This is a genomic window from Rathayibacter sp. AY1D1 (genome assembly GCF_002932635.1).
Classification (GTDB): domain Bacteria; phylum Actinomycetota; class Actinomycetes; order Actinomycetales; family Microbacteriaceae; genus Rathayibacter.
The window spans coordinates 16,973-34,682 of the sequence record NZ_PSVY01000006.1; the positions used below are offsets into that span (position 1 = coordinate 16,973).

The following is a 17,710-nucleotide window of genomic DNA, read 5'->3' on the forward strand; positions in this document are numbered from 1 at the left end:
CCGCAGCGGGGATCCCCGTGAGGCGCACCGCTCGCTAGCGTGAGGGCATGACAACCGCACACGCGCGCCCCGTCCGCATCGGCGTCCAGATCGCACCGCAGCACGTCCCCTACGAGGTCATCCGCGACACGCTCGCCGAGCTCGAGGACCTCGGCGTCGACATCGCCTTCAACTGGGACCACTTCTTCCCGCTCTCGGGAGAGCCGAACGGCCTGCACTTCGAGGGCTGGAGCATGCTCGCGGCCTGGGCCGAGCAGACCAGCCGCATCGAGTTCGGCCCGCTGGTCACCTGCAACAGCTACCGGAACCCCGACCTCCTCGCCGACATGGCGCGCACGGTCGACCACATCAGCGCCAAGGGCGCCGAGGGCCGTCTGATCTTCGGCATCGGCTCGGGCTGGTTCGAGCGCGACTACGAGGAGTACGGCTACGAGTTCGGCACTCCCGGCTCCCGCCTCGACGAGCTCTCCGAGGCGATGCCGCGCATCCGCAGCCGGTGGTCGATGCTCAACCCGGCGCCCACCCGCGACATCCCGGTGATGATCGGCGGCGGCGGCGAGAAGAAGACGCTGCGGATCGTCGCCGAGCACGCCGACATCTGGCACAGCTTCTCGGACGTCCCGACGCTCGAGCGCAAGCTCGGTGTGCTCTCGGAGTGGTGCGGCCGCGTCGACCGCGACCCGGCCGCGATCGAGATCTCGACCGGCGCGAGCGTGCGCGGCGGTGTCGGCGACGCCTCCTTCGACGTGCTCGACCAGCAGTACGATCTGGGCGCCCGCCTGTTCACGCTCGGCATCACCGGTCCGGACATCGACCTCGCGCCCGTGCGCGACCTGCTCGGCTGGCGCGACGGCCGGAACAGCACCGCGCGCTGACCCGGCGGGGCGCCGTCAGGGCGGCGCCCCGCGTCGGAGTCAGGCCGGCGGCGCGTCCGTCGCCTTCTGGCCGGTCGGCACCGCCCGGGCGAGGCCGGACTTCTCGGCCGCCACCTCGAACGCGTCGGCCAGGGCGCGCTGGCCCTCGACGGTGGGATGCACGCCGTCCTCGCCGAGCAGCCCGTCCTCGCGGAGGGGGTCCGGGTACTCGAGCGCACCGCCGCCGGCGGCCGTCACGGCCTCGACCAGCGCCGCGTCGTACTCGTCGAGATCGGAGGGGCGCGGGTCGGGGCCCCACACCGAGTCGAGCGCGATGAGCCGGGCCGAGGGCGAGGCGGACACGATCGCGTCCACCGCCGGCCCGATCGCGGCGTCCACGTCCTCCGGATCCCAGCCCAGGTCGTTGCTGCTGGCGATCAGCACGATCGCGTCGGGCCGAGTGTCGGCGATCTCCTCCGCGCGGTCGCCGATCGCGACGCCGCAGTCGCCCGGCTCGATGAAGCCGCCGCCGTCGCAGCCCAGGTTCGTGACCTCCCAGCCGAGGTCGTCGCCGACGAGTGCGGGCCAGGCCTGCTCCGGGTCGACCGTCAGACCGCGCACAATGCTGTCGCCGACGATCGTCACCCGGGAGCCGACGGGAAGAGAGCCGCCGATCGAGAGCGGCAGCGGATCGGCGGTGACGGTCGGGAGGGGAGTGGCGGTGCCGGCGGGGGACGCGGTCGCCGGGCCGGTCGTCGTCGAGGACGAGCAGCCGGCGAGACCGAGGGCCAGTGCGCCGATCGCGGCTGCGGCGAGGAGGGCGGGACGCGTCATGAGCGGGGATCCCGGAGCCCGTCGCGCAGCTCGCCCGCGAGTGCCCGGACCACCGCCTTCAGGTCGCCGTCGTTCGCCGCGGCCGTCCGCAGCTGGCGCTGGTAGCTCGCTCCCGCGACCAGGATCAGCTCGACGTCGCCGAGCTCCTTCACGCAGTCGAGACGCTCGGCGACCGGTGCGAGGGTGACGAGCAGGTCCCGGATGTCGTCGGTGACCAGCCGCTCCGCTCCGGCGGCGTCGAGGATGATCTCGGCGTCGAGTCCGTAGCGGGCCGCGCGCCACTTGTTCTCGCGCACGTACCAGGGCTGCATCGTCGGAAGGTCCTCGCCCGCGTCCAGCCGCGACGAGAGGTGCTCGACGAGGCACTGGATCAGCGCGGCGACCGCTCCGATCTCCTCCGCGGAGGAGAGGCCGTCGCACGCGCGCATCTCGAGAGTGCCCCACTGCGGCGAGGGGCGGATGTCCCAGCGGACCTCCGTGTGGTCGTCGATGACGCCGGTGCGCATCATGTCGTCGACGTACTCCTCGTAGTTCGCCCAGGCACCGAACTGCGGAGGCAGGCCCGCCGTCGGCAGCTGCTGGAACATCAGCGCGCGGTTCGAGGCGTAGCCCGTGTCGACTCCGCCCCAGAACGGGCTCGACGCCGAGAGCGCCTGCAGGTGCGGGTAGTAGTCGAGCAGGGAGTTGAGGATCGGCAGCACCTTGTCGCGGTGCTCGATGCCGACGTGCACGTGGATGCCCCAGATCATCATGTTCCGGCCCCACCACTGGGTCCGGTCGATCAGGCGGTGGTACCGCTCCTTGTCCGTGATGGCCTGGTCGAACCACTGCGCGAACGGGTGCGTGCCCGAGCACACGAGGTCGAGTCCCATGGGGTCGGTGATCTCGCGCACCTGCCGCAGCTGATCCTGCAGGTCGGCGACCGCGTCGCGGACGGAGGTGTGCACGCCGGAGACCAGCTCGACCGTGTTGCGCAGGAGCTCGCCGGTGATGTGCGCGTGCGGGGCGCCGTCGTCGCTGCGGAGCGCCTCCAGCACCACATCGGCGACGTTGGCGAGATCGCCCGTCTGCCGGTCGACGATCGCGACCTCCCACTCGATCCCGAGCGTGGAGCGGTCTGATGCGGCGAAGCTGATCTCCATGGCGTGGTCCTCATCGGATCCGGGCGTCCGCCGATCGGGACGCGCCTCGCCATCCTGCCACCTGCGGCCGGGGCGGACGCAGAGCCCCGGCGGCGGCCTTCGGGGTCCCGCGCGGCCCGCTCCCGCGAGGGTGCCGCTGGTCGGCGGCGTGCCGGGCCCGCACCGGGGCGGTTTTTCTGGCAGAATGATCCGTCGGGTCCGAGGCGGTCGACCCTCTACTCACCGCCGACGAAACCCCCTCGAGCTTCCGCCGGGTGTGCCCCCACGCTCACGGCTCAGTTCATCCATCATCGACCGGACACCGGTCAACGACCACACAGGAGAATTGTGGCTGTCAAGATTCGTCTGAAGCGCCTCGGCAAGATCCGGGCGCCCTACTACCGCATCGTCGTCGCCGACTCGCGCACCAAGCGCGACGGCCGCGTGATCGAGGAGATCGGCAAGTACCACCCGACCGAGCAGCCCTCGTTCATCCAGGTCGACTCGGAGCGCGCGCAGTACTGGCTCGGAGTCGGCGCGCAGCCGACCGAGCAGGTCGCCGCGATCCTCAAGCTGACCGGCGACTGGGGCCGCTTCAAGGGCGACGCCGACGCCGTCAGCACCGTCCAGGTGAAGGAGCCCAAGGCTCCGTTCGTCGTCGACGCGAAGAAGAAGCCCGTCCTCAAGCCGAAGTCCGAGGCTCCGGCCAAGGCCGCCCCGGTCGAGGACACCGCCGACGAGACCTCCACCGAGGCGTAGTCAGTGCTCGCTCCCGCCGTCGAACACCTCGTCAAGGGGATCGTCGAGAACCCCGATGAGGTCAGTGTCGTGGCCACGAGCTCCCCGCGCGGAGAGGTCCTCGAGGTGCGCGTGCACCCCGAGGACCTCGGCCGCGTGATCGGACGCTCCGGTCGCACCGCCAAGGCCGTCCGCACTCTCGTCGCCGCGCTCGCCGACGGGCGCCGAGTGCGCGTCGACGTCGTCGACACCGACAAGTAGAGGTGTCGGTCACCGGACCGGGCACGACGCAGCTCCGCGTCGCCCGACTCACCAAGGCACACGGGCTCAAGGGCGCCATCAAGCTCGAGCTCTACACGGACGAGCCCGACAAGCGCTTCACCCCCGGATCCACGTTCACGCTGCAGGTCCCGCGCACCTCCGAGTGGCACGGCAAGAAGCTCGAGCTCGTCGAGCTGCGCTGGTACAACAGCCACCCCGTCGCATTCTTCCGAGGCGTCGACGACCGCAACGCCGCTGAGACCCTCCTGAAGGCGATCCTCTGGATCGACGAGGAGGTGCAGACCCAGCCGGGCGAGGACGACTCCTGGTACGACTACCAGCTGGTCGGCATGAAGGTCGTCCGCGACGGCGTCGAGGTCGGCACCGTCCGCCGCGTCGACCACTTCCCCGCGCAGGACCTGCTCATCGTCGGTACCCCCTCCGGCGAGGTGATGGTGCCGTTCGTGAATGCGATCGTCCCCTCCGTCGACGCCGCGGCCGGGATCGTCACGGTCACGCCTCCGATCGGCCTGTTCGAGGAGGCTCCCGAGGAGGAGCCCGCCACGGTCGACCTCAGCGGCGTCGACCTGGCGGACCCGGCGCTGAGCGCGCCTGCGGACGCCGACGAGCCGGACGCGTCCGCTGACGCGGACGCCGCTCTCGAGGAGCCCGCCGACGACGAGCCCCCGGCCGCCTCCGACGCCGCCTCCGAGGAGGAGCCCCGGTCGTGAGGATCGACATCGTCACGATCTTCCCGGAGTTCTTCGGCGTGCTCGACATCAGCCTGCTCGGCCGTGCGCGGCAGAGCGGGCTGATCGAGCTCGGCGTGCACGACCTGCGCGACTTCACCCACGACCGCCACCGCACCGTCGACGACACGCCCTACGGCGGCGGCGCCGGCATGGTGATGCGACCGGAGCCGTGGGGCGAGGCGCTCGACACGATCCTCGACGGCGCGGACGACCCCGTCGTGATCTTCCCATCGCCCGCGGGCGAGCTGTTCAGCCAGGCGACCGCCCGCGAGCTCGCGGAGGAGTCCACCCTCGTCTTCGGCTGCGGCCGCTACGAGGGCATCGACCAGCGCGTCGTGGACCACACCGCCGAGCGCGCGCGGGTCCGGCTGATCAGCCTCGGCGACTACGTCCTCAACGGAGGAGAGGTCGCCGTGATGGCGATGATCGAGGCCGTCGGACGCCTGGTCCCGGGCGTCGTCGGCAACCCGGCGAGCCTGGTCGAGGAGAGCCACTCCGACGGGCTGCTCGAGTACCCGAGCTACACCAAGCCGGCCTCCTGGCGCGGCCTCGACGTCCCTCCGGTGCTCCTCAGCGGCAACCACGGGGCGATCGCCGCCTGGCGCCACGAGCAGAGCGTCGAGCGCACGCGCCGCGTCCGCCCCGAACTGCTTCCCTAGCCCCTCGCCGCACGGTCACCGGGCCGCGAGGGCCAGGTGCCGGTCGCGGAGGGCGAGGAAGAGGGGGAACGCGAACGCGAGGGCGACCAGCGGCGCGAGCAGCACCAGGATCCACACGTGGCGCATCCCGATCCGGCGGCCCTCCACCACCATGAAGGCGACGGCCGCGATCGCGACGACCAGCAGGTCGGTCGAGAACGACGACACCCACGGCCCGCCTGCGGCGAGGCCGGCGAGCAGGTCCGCGCCCTCCTGCATAGCCCTCACGTTCCAGGTCCAGGTCCCGATCAGCCCGGCGAGGGCGAGGACGAGGTAGACGATCCCGAGCGGCGTCCAGCCGCGGTGCAGCCGGCTCATGCGCGGGCCTCCGTTCGTGCGAGGGTGAGGATCGTCCCTCCGGCGAGGGCGACCACCGCCACAGTAGCGACGGAGAGGGTCAGCGCGTCCGGTGCGGTCAGCGCCTGTCCGCGCAGCGCCTGCCAGCAGATGAGGGCGACCGCGGCCGCCCAGCCCGCCGAGGCCAGTGCGACGAGCCGCAGCCGGGTGGATCCGGGGCGCAGCACGGGGATCCGCGGTGCCAGCCGTCCGAGCAGCAGCGCGAGCAGCGGGAGCCCCTGTAGAGCGTGCATCCCGACGAAGTGCGGGATGCGCAGATCGCCCCCGATCGTGCTCCAGCCCAGGAGCGGGAGGCCGGGTCCGCCGTCCGCGACTCCGACGGCGTGCGCGCCGACGACGCCCTGGTAGTCGCTGATCTGGCCGGGCGAGGGCCCCGTCATCAGGAACGCGAGGGCCATCCCGACGAGCCCGATCACGAGTCCGGCACGGACGGCGAGCGTCAGCGCCGGGTCGCCGAGCGGCACCCGCGCCAGGAGGGCGGCGAGGACCAGAGTCGCCAGCCAGACCACCACGATCGAGACGGCCATCGAGGCCCAGAGCGCGGCGTGCAGGGGAGTGGAGACGTCGAAGTGGCTGCGCTCGCCGACCAGGGCGGCGCCTCCGATCACGACCATCTCGACCGCCAGGCCGACCGCCGCGACCGTGCCCAGCGCTCGGGCGGGGCGGCGCCGGCGGGGCACGAGCCCGATCAGCCAGGCGAGCGTCACGGCGTACAGCGCGATCGAGAGGCAGAACTTCAGCGGCTTACCCCAGAGCGGCTGCCCGCCGAGCTCGCGGGGATCGACGACCAGCGCGATCGCGCAGAGGAGGGCGCCGACCGCCATCGCGGCAGCGAGCACCAGGAGCGGCCGGTGCGGAGCAGCGGAGGCTGTGGGCGCGGGCGTCTCGGTCGCGGCGCTCATCGGGGCACCTCCGTCGAGCCGAAGCGGCTCTGCGTCTCGCGCGCCTGGGCGACGCGCCGGAGCGACTGCAGCACCACGTCTCCGAGCGCGGTGCCGACGGCGGCGACGGCAGCCTGCTCGCTCACGCTCTCGCGGGCCTGCAGTTCGTCGAGGTCGGCGGAGGCGACGAGGGCGGCGGCGCGGGCGTAGGTCTCGAGCCAGCCGGCGCTCATCGGTCCGGTGGAGAGCTCGAGCGCGTCGAGCGCCCGTGCCGCCGTCGCGACGGCAGGGTGGCCGCAGTGGTCGGAGCCCGCGGCCTCGGCGATCCGCCGCGTCGACGCCTCGGTGGCGGACGCGGTCGAGTCGGCGCTCACGGAGACCACGTCCTGCGCCACCTCGAACGCTGCTGTCGGACCGACGCCCGCGTCGAGCGCGGCCGTGATCCGCTTCGCGCCGGCGATACCGACGCCGCCGCTCTCGATGAGCGCCCGGAGCAGCGTCAGGCGGGCGACATGGGCGTCCCCGTACTCCGCCTGCTGGGGGCCGGCGGCGTCGCCCGGCGGCAGCAGCCCCTCCCGGATGTAGTACTTGATCGTAGGCAGGCTGACGCCGCTGCTGCGGCTGAGCTCCGAGATTCGCACGTGGACAGTATCGCTATCCGATAGCGGTACTGTCCATCTGCAGTCAGTCCCGCGCGGAGAGGACGATGTTCCCCGTCTCGGTGATGGCGATCGTGTGCTCCATGTGGGCGCCGCGAGAGCCGTCACGGCTGCGGAGGGTCCAGCCGTCCTTGTCCGTGTAGATCTCGTCGGTCGTCTGCAGGAACCACGGCTCGATCGCGACGACGAGGCCCGGGCGGAGCGGGTAGCCGCGGCCGGCGCGTCCGTCGTTGGGGATGTGCGGATCGCCGTGCATCGTGCGGCCGACGCCGTGGCCGCCGAAGTCGGTGTTGATGGACAGGCCCTCGGCGTGTGCGACGGCCGCGATGGCCGCGGAGATGTCGCCGATCTTCTTCCCGGGCTGCGCGGCGGCGATGCCGGCCTCGAGCGCGCGGGTGGTGGTGTCGATGAGGGCGAGGTCCTCCTCGCGCGGCGTCCCGACCACGACGCTGATGGCCGAGTCGGCGACCCAGCCGTTCACGGAGGCGGCGAAGTCGAGGGTGAGCAGGTCGCCGTCCCTCAGCCGGTAGTCGAAGGGCAGGCCGTGCAGCACCGCGTCGTTGACGGAGGTGCAGATGACCTTGCCGAAGGGACTCGCGCCGAAGGAGGGGTGGTAGTCGATGTAGCAGGACTCGGCGCCGGCCGTGCGGATCATGTCGTGGGCGAGCCGGTCGAGCTCCAGCAGGTTCACGCCGACCGCGGCGGCGGCGGAGGTGGCCTTCAGTACCTCGCCGACGAAGCGGCCGGCGGGACGCATCTCCTCGATCTCGGCGGGGGTGCGTAGCTCGATCATCCTGATCCTCTCGGGGTCCGCTGAGCCGTCGCTCAGCGGTGGTGGGTACGGTCGGTGCATGCGCACGCGACGGGCATTCGGTTCCTGGCAGTTCCCGGCGGCGATCGTGCTGCCCCTGTGGATCCTCCTCGGCTACGGGGTCTTCGGAGGATCGAGCGGCTGGACCGTGCTCGGCCTGGTGATCGCCCTCCCCATTCTGGCGGTCGCGCTGGCGGCTGTGGCCGCGATCGTCGCATTCCGGGTGACCGTTCGGCCCACGCGCACTCCCGCGTGGGGCGACGTGGCCGTGGTCGGCGCCTGGCACCTCTCCCTGATCGCCTTCGGCTTCTTCCCGCCCGGCGCCTGGGCGCTGGGCCTGCTCTCGGTGGTCCTCGGAGTGGCGGCCTTCTGGCACTCGGCGTGGCGGTTCCTCGCCGACGCGAGGGCCACTCTCCTCGCCTTCTCGGAGGCGGCGTCCGTGCAGGCCGAGGGCGCTCACCGCCCCGTCGCCGGCGAGGGCTTCGACCCGGAGCGCCCGCAGGACGGGCAGACCATCGTCCTCTGAGGGTCGGGCGTCCCGAGAGGCGCTGTCTCCTGCGAGGCCCCGCCCTGCTCCACAGCTCGGCCCTCTCGACGGACCCGCCCTCTGCGCGGCTCTGCCCTCCGGGTGACCCTGCCCTCCAGACGAGCCTGCTTTGACTCGGATCGACGCGGCATGGCAGAATGAGCGCTTGTGCCTCGCGCAGGCTCTGCCACAGGGGAGCCGCGACGACGTGGGCACGACCGACTTCCATCAACGAAACGGTGTTCGACCTGTGGCGGGCACGGAGAGCGATACAGCATGCACATCCTCGATTCCGTCGATGCGGCGTCCCTCCGCAGCGATGTCCCGGACTTCCGCGCCGGCGACACCGTCAAGGTCCACGTCAACATCGTCGAGGGCTCCCGCTCGCGCATCCAGGTCTTCCAGGGCGTCGTCATCGGCCGCTCCAACGAGGGCGTCCGCGAGACCTTCACCGTCCGCAAGGTGAGCTTCCAGGTCGGCGTCGAGCGCACGTTCCCCGTGCACTCGCCGGTCATCGACCACATCGAGGTCGTCACCCGCGGTGACGTCCGTCGCGCGAAGCTCTACTACCTGCGCAACCTGCGCGGCAAGAAGGCCAAGATCAAGGAGAAGCGCGACGCCTGAGCGGCTTCCGCACGACTTCTCGGGAACCCCGGTCCACCTATGATGGATCGGGGTTCCTCCCTTTCTCGGGGGCGATCCGTCCGGGGAGTCCACCCGGTGATGCACAGTAGGGGCGACGGCGAGCGATGACAGACAGCACGGCCCCGGTCCGCCTCCCCGGAGGCGAGGACCACGCCCGCCACTCGGCGGATCCGTCCGAGAAGCGCCCGCGCAAGCGCCGGGGTGTCCTGCTCTTCCTCCGCGACGTGCTGATCATCTTCGTGGTCGCGGTGCTCGTCTCCTTCCTCGTGAAGACCTTCCTGATCCGCTCGTTCTACATCCCCTCCTCCTCCATGGAGCAGACGCTCGTCGAGAACGACCGGATCCTCGTGAACGAGCTCGTGCCCGGAGTCGTGCCGATCTCGCGCGGCGACGTCGTCGTCTTCCGCGATCCCGGCGGATGGCTCTCGCCGAGCTCCGAGCCCTCCGTGCCGCCGTTCCAGGCCGCGGTCGACTCCGCCCTCGCGCTCGTCGGCCTCACCGCTCCCGACAGCAACGACCACCTCATCAAGCGCGTCATCGGCCTGCCCGGCGACCACGTGACCTGCTGCACGCCGCTCGGCCAGGTCGAGATCAACGGCAACCCGATCGACGAGCCCTACGTGAAGCTGCCGGACGGGGTGCAGGCCGTCTCGGCCACCCCCTTCGACGTCGTCGTGCCCGAGGGCTCGCTCTGGGTGATGGGCGACAACCGCTACAACTCCGCCGACTCCCGCTACAACACCGACAAGCCGGGCGGCGGCTTCGTGCCGATCGACAACGTCGTGGGCCGCGCGATCCTCGTCACCTGGCCCGTGCAGCAGTGGGCGTGGCTCGACGACTACCCGTCGGTGTTCCGCGGAGTCGACACCGAGGCCTCCGAGGAGGGCTCGGACGACGCGCAGAGCGGGCAGGGCTAGGTGGTCGTCGCCGAGCCGACGCTGACGCAGGAGCGGCGCCTCTTCCGGCAGGGTTACGAGACGGTCATCGGCTGCGACGAGGTCGGCCGCGGCGCGATCGCCGGCCCGGTGTCGGTCGGTGTCGTGTCGATCGGCAGCCGTTGCGGGCGCTTCCCCGAGGGGCTCCGCGACTCCAAGATGCTCGCTCCCGCCCGCCGCGAGGCGCTCCTGCCGGGAGTCGCGAAGTGGGTCTCGGCCTGGGCGATCGGCGAGTCCTCGGCGGACGAGATCGACGAGACCGGGATCATCGCGGGCCTCGGCCGCGCCGCGTCGAGGGGCATCGAGCGCCTCGCCGACCAGGGCGTCGACCTCGCCACCGCCGTCGTCCTCCTCGACGGCGCCCACGACTGGCTGACGCCCGCGCTGGGCGAGAGGGCGGCCGAGCTGACGATCGTCACCCGCGTGAAGGCCGACCGCGACTGCGCCGCCGTCTCCGCCGCCTCCGTGCTCGCGAAGGTGGGCCGGGACGGTCAGATGGTGCGCCACCACGACGACTTCGCCGACTACGCCTGGGACAGCAACAAGGGCTACGGCAGCGCCGCGCACTGGGCGGGCATCGAGCGGGTCGGCCCGTCCCCGCTCCACCGGGTGACCTGGCTGTCGAAGTCGCGGGAGAGCGTCGAGGAGCCGCTCCCGGCGCTCGGGCCCGTCGGCTCGGCGTAGGATTGTCCAACGATGGATGAGGACGAATTCGAGGACTACGACCGCGAGGTCGAGCTGGCACTGTACCGGGAGTACCGCGACGTCGTCTCGCAGTTCTCGTACGTCGTCGAGACCGAGCGCCGGTTCTACCTGGCGAACGAGGTCGACCTGGTCCGCCGCGACACCGAGCACGACTTCTACTTCGAGCTCACCATGCGCGACGTGTGGGTCTGGGACGTCTACCGCTCCGACCGCTTCGTGAAGTCGGTGCGCGTGCTGACCTTCAAGGACGTCAACGTCGAGGAGCTCTCCCGCAAGGAGTTCGAGCTCCCCAAGGAGCTCGCGCTCGACGAGTAGGGCGCGGTGGGCGGCGGGTCACGTCCTATCGGACACACAGGGCTGAACTATTTGTTCGACGCAGACGTAGACGACTCGATCTGCGCGGCGACCTGGCTGCAACCAAAGGGGAGATTATGTTGTGGTTTCGGTTGTCGCGCGTTTACGCGCCGTGAGCGGCGTCTGATGCACCGGGGCCTCTGACCTGCGATCGGCGCATGAGCGACGAAACCCACTCGGCCTGCCCGAACCACGACGGCCTCGTCAAGATTCGTCTGCTGGTGCGTTTTCGGGCGCCTGCGCTGACCTACCGGTCAGGTGTGTGTGGATGGGCTCGGGCTCGGGCTCGGGCTCGGTCACGCAAGCGGGGACGCCGATGACCTCGACTTCTCAAGCGCGACACAGGGCGTGAGGACGCCTGGCAGCAAGCGTCAGGTGGTCGGGGATCGCATCGGGCTGAAGGCGGTTTGATCGTGTTCCCGTTCGCGCCGGAAGGGCAGACAGCCGTCACGTCGTCGTCGTGATTCCTACCCTTGGTCGTCGTTTCCTGACTGAGCGCACGTTCCTTCGATCTGTCCCAGTGGTCGAGTCAAATCGCTATTTACGGCCGAGGACGCACACCTAACGAGCGTCAGGTGTACAGACCATACGTGTCTGGTATCTAATCGTCTCGTCCTTGGCAAGTAGCCGAGGCGACGAACGAAGGATCAGAAGCCATGACCGTCTCCGAACTCCGCGAGCTCCTTGCCCACCTCGACGGCAACATGCCCGTCCTCTTCGCTGGTCAGCCTGCCTGGCCGATGGAGTACGACCTCCGCTACGACGTCATCGAATCCGAGGGCGCTGTGTACCTCACCGAGGGCAGCCAGCTCGGCTACCTGCGCGCCGGTGTCTCCGAACTGATCGGGTGGCGCGAGTGAGGGTCATCGGTTACCTGCGCGTCTCCACTGCCGGGCAGGAGTACGGCATCGCAGCGCAACGTGCAGCGATCGCCGCGACTGCCGAGCAGCGTGGCTGGGAGGTGGAGTGGATCGAGGACGCTGGTCGCTCGGGGAAGGACATCAATCGACCTGGCATCGCCCGTGCCCTGTTGATCCTCCGAGCCGGCGAAGCCGAAGCGCTCGTCGTGTCGAAGCTCGATCGGCTCAGCCGTAGCCTTGCCGACTTCGCACGGCTCCTCGAGACGGCAGGGAAGCAGGGATGGGGCGTGGTGGCGGTTGACCTAGGGATCGACACCACGACCCCGACAGGCGAACTGGTGGCCAATATCATGGCTGCCGTCTCTCGGTGGGAGCGGCAGATGATAGGTGTCCGGACCAAGGAAGGGCTGGCCGTAGCGAAGTCGCAGGGCAAGCGTCTCGGCTCACCCGTGCTCACAAGCCCTGAGACCGCCGCTCGGATCGTCGAGGAACGCCAGGGTGGCGCAACCCTGGCTGCGATCGCCGAGGGCCTTAACAGGGACTCAGTGCCGTGTGCTGGGGGAGGAGCGAAGTGGTACCCAAGTACTGTCAGGCAACTGGTGTTGCGTTCGACCGAAGTGCGGACTTTAGACTCGGCCTAACTACCTGAAGCGCCTTATGCATTTTCCTGAGGTCACCTGGCGACGTGTTACCACCATGAGCAGCTTTGTTCCGAAGGCGAAGAATCACAGTCAATTCCTCAACGGCAACTTTTGAAAGAACCCTATTTTGCTCAAGCTTTCGCAATATCGATCCGACCGGTAGGCCTCTTCCCAACTTGCCGAGGTGCCTTTGACCAATCCTTCTAAGCTGCCCCTCGATCTGAAGCCACTCCTGAAGCACCTCAACGTTTCGGTCGACGCGAGAAGGGCCGAACAGTCGAAGACTCAATATCGAGTCGGTGCGAATCGTGAAAAAGGCACCGATTGAAGCATAAATGAGCCCAATTACTGTTGCTAGTAGTGCAAAGTACGAATTGACAAGGTCCCCTAGGCCAACAACGGCACCCAAACCTATTCCAGCTGAGACTGCACCAATGATCGTGAGAATACCTGCGTAGCGCCTACGAAAGGTTTGATTACTCTCTAAGCGAATTGCATCTTCTCTTAGTAGATACGTGGCGGCCAAGGACGAGTATTCATCGTCAGGCGTATCGTTATATTCGAGCTCGGGTTCAGTGTGCGGGCTGCTCGAAAATTGTTTCATTGCAAGGACCTTGTCGATGGCGCGGGTTAGATCGCTCGCCTCGCTTGTGCCGCTGTCGCTTTGACCGAATTGTATGCGAGCGGAGATTCCGGCCTTGATGGCCGACTTTTCCAAGGCCTGCAGGGTGTCGACCGCGCGCAGAAGTTCGTTAACCTCTTCGTCTCTCCGTTGCGTCATGACTTGAATCCCCTCAGGCCTAAGGCAATGTAGGTGATAAAAACGCCTACGCCACCAGCTGCAGTTAGCTGGTCAAAGTTGTTGCTCGGGTCTTGCCACATTGCCCCGAACGTAGTCGCGGCTACAAATAGGCCCTGACCCACAAACGCAAGAATCCAACCAACGCTTGGGCGGGTCCTCCTCCGGGCCAACCTCCCTGGCAGGGACTGGGACGCGGTCAGGAAGTGCTCGCTGCGGTACTGGGGCAACGTAGCCGTCGTGTTGTTACGGTCGCCTCGCTCAAGCAGACTGGCGTCGGCAAGAAGTGTCTTCGCGTAGGCCAGCACGTGCTTCTCATACTCGTCTCGAACTTGATCGTCGGTGACCTCTTCGAGGCCCGGTACCACGAAGGTAGCGCTGTCACTCGCTGTCACAGGACTCCTTCGTGCGCGATCATACGCGTACAGTACCGAAAACGCCGTGAGGATGAAGCCAAATTAAATGAGCACCACTCGTTTAACTGGAGTTCGCTGGGGTTTCGCTGAATAAATCCTGGTGATCGTGGGTCGGTGCTCTGGAGTGCTCAAGTTCTGCTGCGGCGGCGGCCCGGCGCTCGGCGTCGTCACTCGAATCGGCATCCGACGCGCCACCTGCGAGATGAACCCGACAACTGGATCGCGCAGCCTCGGGATGCGGCTGATGATTCCTGTAATCATGAGCAGGAGAACCCTCGCGATGATCCCACCGACGATCGCGGACAGGGTGGGCGAAGCATCGGCCCATCTCATCAGGTCGTCCCACCACTTCGCGGCCAGAGCCTAACTGCAGGAGCACTCGGCGAAATCGGGTGGCGCTGCTTCGCTGTCTCGGCCATGCTCGGACCATGGGCGACCTTCGTTTCCGCATCGCATCGATCACCTCAGCAGATGGGCAGACCGTCGTTCTGCCACAGAAGGGGGTGACTTGCATCGTCGGAGGAAACAACGTTGGGAAGTCTCGGCTCATACGGGATTTGCATACCAAGATCCATGGTAGTAGCTCCACGTACGAAGAGGTCGTGACGATTTCGGCTTTAGATCTTCATGAGGACGCTTACTCGAAGGAAGAGCTGAAGTCTTGGATCGAAAGCAAGTTTGAGCGGAACGAATACAATCAGTACACGTCCTGGGGGCAGACTTCGCGGGATTGGTCAGCTCTAAATATGCTCGCAATAAGCGGCACTGGACTTTCGGGCTGGGCTGACTACGTCGTAAGGCGTGTCGGCGCGTCCGAATCGACTTCTTTTGCCAGCGCCGAATACAGTCCTCACGGCGGTAATTGGGGACCAGGACGAAAGTTGCACCTAGACGGGACCATCACCAAAAAGCTCTCTCAGCTGAGTCTCGACTACTTCGGAAGCGGGCTCACCTATGATCGCGTGAACCTGAATCCCCGTCTTCGGTTCGGTCTCGTAGACCCGTCGATCACGGTGCCGCTAATCGACAGCCCGACTCCCGAGCACACTGCAGCGACCTTGGCTCTGCCTCCTCTTGAGTCGCAAGGAGACGGCGTCAAGGCGTTCATGGGAATCGTGCTTCGTCTTCTCACGGACCCGGCTCAAGTTTTTCTCTTCGACGAGCCGGAAACCTTTCTGCATCCGGCGCAAGCGCGAGCTTTAGGTGGCCTAGTAGCTCGTATAGCTCAAGAGCGAGATCTGCAGATTCTGATGGCAACGCACAGTAAAGATCTTGTACTGGGCATCCTCCAGGAGACGGCCGGAACAGAGGCGACCTTCGTGCGAATCTCTCGCCCTGAGGGCAAAACGCGATTTGCCACGCTAGACGCGACCGGAGTTGACGAGGCATGGAGTGACCCGACGCTCCGGTACTCCAATGTGCTCGACGGGCTCTTCCATCAGACAGTTGTCGTTTGTGAAGGCGATGCAGATTGCCGTTTTTTCTCCGCCGCGCTCGATGAGCATGCCGCTCGGCTCGGGCGTCGGTACGGGGCTTCGGAAGTTATGTTCATCCCTACTGGTGGGAAACAGAACATGCAGAAGCCGGTGAGCGCCCTTCGACGTCTGGATGTGGAGGTAAAAGTTATCGCGGACTTCGACCTGGTAAACGAGCGATCCGAGGTGCGCGCACTCGTCGAGGCTGTCGGAGGTATTTGGGGTACTGAGATGCATACGAACTACGGGATTTTTCGAGGCTGGCTGCGGAACAACATCTCTGATTGGGAGGTTGTCAAACACGGTGGGACTTCGGTAATTCGTGATAACGCTTCCACAATCGCTGCCGATGCGTTCTTGGCCGAACTCGCACTACTTGGAATTTATATACTCCGAGTTGGAGAAATGGAGGATTTCAACCGCGCTGTCGAGTCCAAGAAAGCCGCGCCGTGGGTTTCGGCTGCAATCGCAGCGAATGTTCACCGAGATAATCGAGACGTCCAGGACTTGATGGCACAGATGTTCCCTTGGGACGCGAAGGAGTAAGTCAGCTGACGATCACGACGCGCTGTCCCAGGAGCTCGTCCCGATGCACGAGCTTCCGCTCCGCGAACTCCTCCGAGGACTCGCTCGAGCGCCGGCGTACGTAGCTGCCCATGCCCTTCGGGAACTCGTGCACCTCGACGCGCTGAATCAGCGCGCGCAGGAAGTTGCGGCGACGCTCGGGGGACCAGGAGCGCCAGTCCAGGCCGTCCGCGATGGCGTCGCTCACGATGGATGTCCCGAGCAGTGCGTCGATCTTCTGTGTCGTCGCGTCCGTCTCCTGTCGGATGCGCTCGGCGTGCTGAGAGTGCTCCCGCTCTGACAGGGCTCCTCGGATGAACATGTCGTCCGCGCGTGCTTTCTGGTCGCGAAGGTCATCGCGGTGCGCTTCCAGCTGGGTGATCTTCGCGTCGTCTGCCGGGTCCTGCTCAGCGAGACGGGTTCGTAGGCGCGGGTTCTTCTCGTTCAGCGACTTGGTCACGACGTCGAAGACGTAGCTCTCGAGTTCGTCGTGGCCGATGACCATGCTTCCGCAGGCATCGTCTCCGTTCACGATCTTCGTGCACTTCAGCGCCGGGCGTCCGTGCTGCATGGACGTGATGAGGCGCTTGCCGCACCGGCCGCAGACACTGAGGCCCCCTGCCATCGAGTACTTGCTTCCCTTCACTCCGGGGGAGTGGGTGACTTTCCGCGAGGGGTCGCTGAAGAGCGACGCGAGGCGATCGAACGTGCGCCGGTCCATGATCGGATCCCACTGAGCGGCCGCGCCGGACTTGGTCTCCGCGATCAGGGTCCGATTCGTCAGGATTGCCCGGAGGTTGGCCTGACGCCAGTGGAACCCGCCTCGAGTGCTGATCTTCCGCGCGTTCCAGTCCTGCGTGATGCCGTACATGGTGTCCCCGGCAAGAAGTCGACGCGAGGCCTCGGCCACGAGGCCAGTCTCAGCAGGGTCAGGCACGATGCCGTCGTCGCCGCGCTGGTACCCGAACGGTACCTGCCCGCCGTGCCAGCGGCCGGCCTCCTGGCGAGCGAGGACGTTCCTCTCTACTCTCGCCGAGTTGCGCTCTGCTTCGCCCTTGCCGACGGCCGCCTTCATCCGCGCAAACAGCCTGCCGCCGTCTGTGCTCAGATCGGCTTCGCCGTTGGCGGTCACGATGAGCAGTCCGCGATCCTCCGCGGCGTCGATCCAGTCCTCCAGCTGGCGCGGCTGCCGGGTAAGGCGGTCCAGATCCCAGCAGAGGAGGGCATCGAAATCACGGGAACGGAAGGCAGCGACCAGATCGTTGTAGGCAGGGCGCGTAACCGTCTTTTTGAAGACTGACGTGGGCAGATCCTTGAACTTGAGGGCGACAGTCCAGCCACGGGCTGCCGCAGGCTCGCGGTAGCCGTCGAGCGTATTCTGAACACTGATATTTCGATCGCCACGACTATCGAGCTCTTTGTGAGCGTCTGCCGCCCGGCCCAGTCGACACCGGTCGAGAGACCATCCTCATCACGGATAACAAATATCGGCTGCACCGGCGCGTTCTCCGCCGCCCGCTCGCCGAGCTAGGAAGGCGTCAACGGCGGTCAGCTCTTCCGGAAGGATCTCGAGTCGTCGAGAGAGTCCACGCTCGATGGGCAGAAGCTAACCAAAACAGCGAATCGCCGATCTCGAAAGTATCATGAGACAGTTCGAGCCACCCGGCTCTCTCCTAAGTTGCGGATCGAGGAGTTGCCGCAAGCGACGTCTTGCGATCATCTGACGTCCCTCCACATCTGCCACTCTTGCCCGCTCTCCCCGGATCCGGCTTTCAGCCGCCCAGCGCGCCCCTTTGCTCCGGCACGCTTCCGGCAGGAGGACGC

The 17,710-nt window shown here is 67.3% G+C and carries 22 protein-coding genes; 13 read left to right on the forward strand and 9 right to left on the reverse strand.

Annotated features, from left to right (window positions below; genetic code table 11):
- Nucleotides 1-47: 47 nt before the first annotated feature.
- Complete coding sequence (locus C5C56_RS06010) at nt 48-875, forward strand: LLM class F420-dependent oxidoreductase (protein ID WP_104223915.1); 828 nt, start codon at nt 48-50, stop codon at nt 873-875.
- 39 nt (nt 876-914) lie between these two features.
- On the opposite strand, the gene C5C56_RS06015 is transcribed toward C5C56_RS06010, so the two are convergent.
- A complete protein-coding gene (locus tag C5C56_RS06015; RefSeq protein ID WP_104260573.1) occupies nt 915-1,688 on the reverse strand; it encodes an SGNH/GDSL hydrolase family protein in 774 nt (257 codons plus the stop codon).
- On the reverse strand, nt 1,685-2,830 hold the full coding sequence (locus C5C56_RS06020) for a glutamate--cysteine ligase (RefSeq protein ID WP_104247632.1): 1,146 nt from the start codon (nt 2,828-2,830) through the stop codon (nt 1,685-1,687). The genes C5C56_RS06015 and C5C56_RS06020 overlap by 4 nt, the downstream gene beginning before the upstream one ends.
- Before the next feature lie 327 nt (nt 2,831-3,157).
- On the opposite strand from C5C56_RS06020, the gene rpsP reads away from it, so the two are divergent.
- The 4 genes from rpsP to trmD are packed head-to-tail and all read left to right on the forward strand — an operon-like array spanning nt 3,158 to nt 5,219.
- Nucleotides 3,158-3,568 (forward strand): 30S ribosomal protein S16, encoded by a 411-nt coding sequence (rpsP, locus tag C5C56_RS06025; RefSeq protein ID WP_104223912.1) that lies wholly within the window; start codon nt 3,158-3,160, stop codon nt 3,566-3,568.
- A gap of 3 nt (nt 3,569-3,571) precedes the next feature.
- On the forward strand, nt 3,572-3,808 hold the full coding sequence (locus C5C56_RS06030; RefSeq protein WP_068210678.1) for an RNA-binding protein: 237 nt from the start codon (nt 3,572-3,574) through the stop codon (nt 3,806-3,808).
- A 2-nt stretch (nt 3,809-3,810) separates the two neighbouring features.
- Nucleotides 3,811-4,539: a ribosome maturation factor RimM gene (gene rimM, locus C5C56_RS06035; RefSeq protein ID WP_104319239.1), complete on the forward strand. Its 729-nt coding sequence runs from the start codon at nt 3,811-3,813 to the stop codon at nt 4,537-4,539.
- Nucleotides 4,536-5,219, forward strand: a complete 684-nt coding sequence (gene trmD, locus C5C56_RS06040) for a tRNA (guanosine(37)-N1)-methyltransferase TrmD (RefSeq protein ID WP_104319240.1) — start codon at nt 4,536-4,538, stop codon at nt 5,217-5,219. Before rimM ends, trmD begins: the two co-directional genes overlap by 4 nt.
- Nucleotides 5,220-5,234: 15 nt before the next feature.
- On the opposite strand, the gene C5C56_RS06045 is transcribed toward trmD, so the two are convergent.
- The 4 genes from C5C56_RS06045 to map are packed head-to-tail and all read right to left on the reverse strand — an operon-like array spanning nt 5,235 to nt 7,948.
- Complete coding sequence (locus C5C56_RS06045) at nt 5,235-5,576, reverse strand: DUF2834 domain-containing protein (RefSeq protein WP_104319241.1); 342 nt, start codon at nt 5,574-5,576, stop codon at nt 5,235-5,237.
- Complete coding sequence (locus tag C5C56_RS06050) at nt 5,573-6,517, reverse strand: hypothetical protein (protein WP_104319242.1); 945 nt, start codon at nt 6,515-6,517, stop codon at nt 5,573-5,575. The genes C5C56_RS06045 and C5C56_RS06050 overlap by 4 nt, the downstream gene beginning before the upstream one ends.
- Nucleotides 6,514-7,137, reverse strand: coding sequence for a MerR family transcriptional regulator (locus C5C56_RS06055; RefSeq protein WP_181137564.1), 624 nt, complete (start codon nt 7,135-7,137; stop codon nt 6,514-6,516). Before C5C56_RS06055 ends, C5C56_RS06050 begins: the two co-directional genes overlap by 4 nt.
- Before the next feature lie 43 nt (nt 7,138-7,180).
- A complete protein-coding gene (map, locus tag C5C56_RS06060; protein WP_104319244.1) occupies nt 7,181-7,948 on the reverse strand; it encodes a type I methionyl aminopeptidase in 768 nt (255 codons plus the stop codon).
- A 58-nt stretch (nt 7,949-8,006) separates the two neighbouring features.
- Between map and C5C56_RS06065 the strand changes: the two genes are divergently transcribed.
- The 7 genes from C5C56_RS06065 to C5C56_RS06095 all read left to right on the forward strand — a co-directional run bounded on the left by C5C56_RS06065 (nt 8,007) and on the right by C5C56_RS06095 (nt 12,632).
- A complete protein-coding gene (locus tag C5C56_RS06065) occupies nt 8,007-8,492 on the forward strand; it encodes a hypothetical protein (protein WP_104223905.1) in 486 nt (161 codons plus the stop codon).
- A 276-nt stretch (nt 8,493-8,768) separates the two neighbouring features.
- A complete protein-coding gene (gene rplS, locus C5C56_RS06070) occupies nt 8,769-9,116 on the forward strand; it encodes a 50S ribosomal protein L19 (protein ID WP_104223904.1) in 348 nt (115 codons plus the stop codon).
- 125 nt (nt 9,117-9,241) lie between these two features.
- Nucleotides 9,242-10,054 carry a signal peptidase I gene (lepB, locus tag C5C56_RS06075; RefSeq protein WP_104250528.1) on the forward strand — a complete coding sequence of 271 codons (813 nt, stop codon included), beginning with the start codon at nt 9,242-9,244 and terminating at the stop codon, nt 10,052-10,054.
- A complete protein-coding gene (locus C5C56_RS06080; RefSeq protein WP_104288324.1) occupies nt 10,055-10,756 on the forward strand; it encodes a ribonuclease HII in 702 nt (233 codons plus the stop codon). It begins immediately after the preceding gene.
- Nucleotides 10,757-10,768: 12 nt separating this feature from the next.
- Nucleotides 10,769-11,092, forward strand: a complete 324-nt coding sequence (locus tag C5C56_RS06085; RefSeq protein ID WP_055792576.1) for a DUF2469 domain-containing protein — start codon at nt 10,769-10,771, stop codon at nt 11,090-11,092.
- Nucleotides 11,093-11,787: 695 nt separating this feature from the next.
- Nucleotides 11,788-11,991, forward strand: a complete 204-nt coding sequence (locus C5C56_RS06090) for a hypothetical protein (protein WP_104319245.1) — start codon at nt 11,788-11,790, stop codon at nt 11,989-11,991.
- Nucleotides 11,988-12,632, forward strand: coding sequence for a recombinase family protein (locus tag C5C56_RS06095; protein ID WP_219813874.1), 645 nt, complete (start codon nt 11,988-11,990; stop codon nt 12,630-12,632). The genes C5C56_RS06090 and C5C56_RS06095 overlap by 4 nt, the downstream gene beginning before the upstream one ends.
- Here the strand turns inward: C5C56_RS06095 and C5C56_RS17480 are convergent.
- Together C5C56_RS17480 and C5C56_RS06100 are read right to left on the reverse strand one after the other, a co-directional pair.
- Complete coding sequence (locus tag C5C56_RS17480) at nt 12,580-13,413, reverse strand: hypothetical protein (protein WP_146086449.1); 834 nt, start codon at nt 13,411-13,413, stop codon at nt 12,580-12,582. The two genes, C5C56_RS06095 and C5C56_RS17480, sit on opposite strands and share 53 nt — an antisense overlap.
- The gene (locus tag C5C56_RS06100; protein WP_104319247.1) at nt 13,410-13,826 is read right to left on the reverse strand and encodes a hypothetical protein; all 417 of its coding nucleotides are present in this window, start codon (nt 13,824-13,826) and stop codon (nt 13,410-13,412) included. The genes C5C56_RS17480 and C5C56_RS06100 overlap by 4 nt, the downstream gene beginning before the upstream one ends.
- A gap of 449 nt (nt 13,827-14,275) precedes the next feature.
- Between C5C56_RS06100 and C5C56_RS06105 the strand changes: the two genes are divergently transcribed.
- Nucleotides 14,276-15,868, forward strand: coding sequence for an ATP-dependent endonuclease (locus C5C56_RS06105; protein WP_146086450.1), 1,593 nt, complete (start codon nt 14,276-14,278; stop codon nt 15,866-15,868).
- Nucleotide 15,869: 1 nt separating this feature from the next.
- On the opposite strand, the gene C5C56_RS18270 is transcribed toward C5C56_RS06105, so the two are convergent.
- Nucleotides 15,870-17,330 (reverse strand): recombinase family protein, encoded by a 1,461-nt coding sequence (locus tag C5C56_RS18270; protein ID WP_104319249.1) that lies wholly within the window; start codon nt 17,328-17,330, stop codon nt 15,870-15,872.
- Nucleotides 17,331-17,710 lie beyond the last annotated feature (380 nt).

Bases quoted from the DNA above. Each gene is read 5' to 3' on its own strand.
- C5C56_RS06010 (WP_104223915.1), top strand. From the start codon at position 48: ATGACAACCGCACACGCGCGCCCCGTCCGCATCGGCGTCCAGATCGCA.
- C5C56_RS06015 (WP_104260573.1), bottom strand. From the start codon at position 1,688: ATGACGCGTCCCGCCCTCCTCGCCGCAGCCGCGATCGGCGCACTGGCC.
- C5C56_RS06020 (WP_104247632.1), bottom strand. From the start codon at position 2,830: ATGGAGATCAGCTTCGCCGCATCAGACCGCTCCACGCTCGGGATCGAG.
- C5C56_RS06045 (WP_104319241.1), bottom strand. From the start codon at position 5,576: ATGAGCCGGCTGCACCGCGGCTGGACGCCGCTCGGGATCGTCTACCTC.
- C5C56_RS06050 (WP_104319242.1), bottom strand. From the start codon at position 6,517: ATGAGCGCCGCGACCGAGACGCCCGCGCCCACAGCCTCCGCTGCTCCG.
- map (WP_104319244.1), bottom strand. From the start codon at position 7,948: ATGATCGAGCTACGCACCCCCGCCGAGATCGAGGAGATGCGTCCCGCC.
- C5C56_RS06065 (WP_104223905.1), top strand. From the start codon at position 8,007: ATGCGCACGCGACGGGCATTCGGTTCCTGGCAGTTCCCGGCGGCGATC.
- rplS (WP_104223904.1), top strand. From the start codon at position 8,769: ATGCACATCCTCGATTCCGTCGATGCGGCGTCCCTCCGCAGCGATGTC.
- lepB (WP_104250528.1), top strand. From the start codon at position 9,242: ATGACAGACAGCACGGCCCCGGTCCGCCTCCCCGGAGGCGAGGACCAC.
- C5C56_RS06085 (WP_055792576.1), top strand. From the start codon at position 10,769: ATGGATGAGGACGAATTCGAGGACTACGACCGCGAGGTCGAGCTGGCA.
- C5C56_RS06090 (WP_104319245.1), top strand. From the start codon at position 11,788: ATGACCGTCTCCGAACTCCGCGAGCTCCTTGCCCACCTCGACGGCAAC.
- C5C56_RS17480 (WP_146086449.1), bottom strand. From the start codon at position 13,413: ATGACGCAACGGAGAGACGAAGAGGTTAACGAACTTCTGCGCGCGGTC.
- C5C56_RS06105 (WP_146086450.1), top strand. From the start codon at position 14,276: ATGGGCGACCTTCGTTTCCGCATCGCATCGATCACCTCAGCAGATGGG.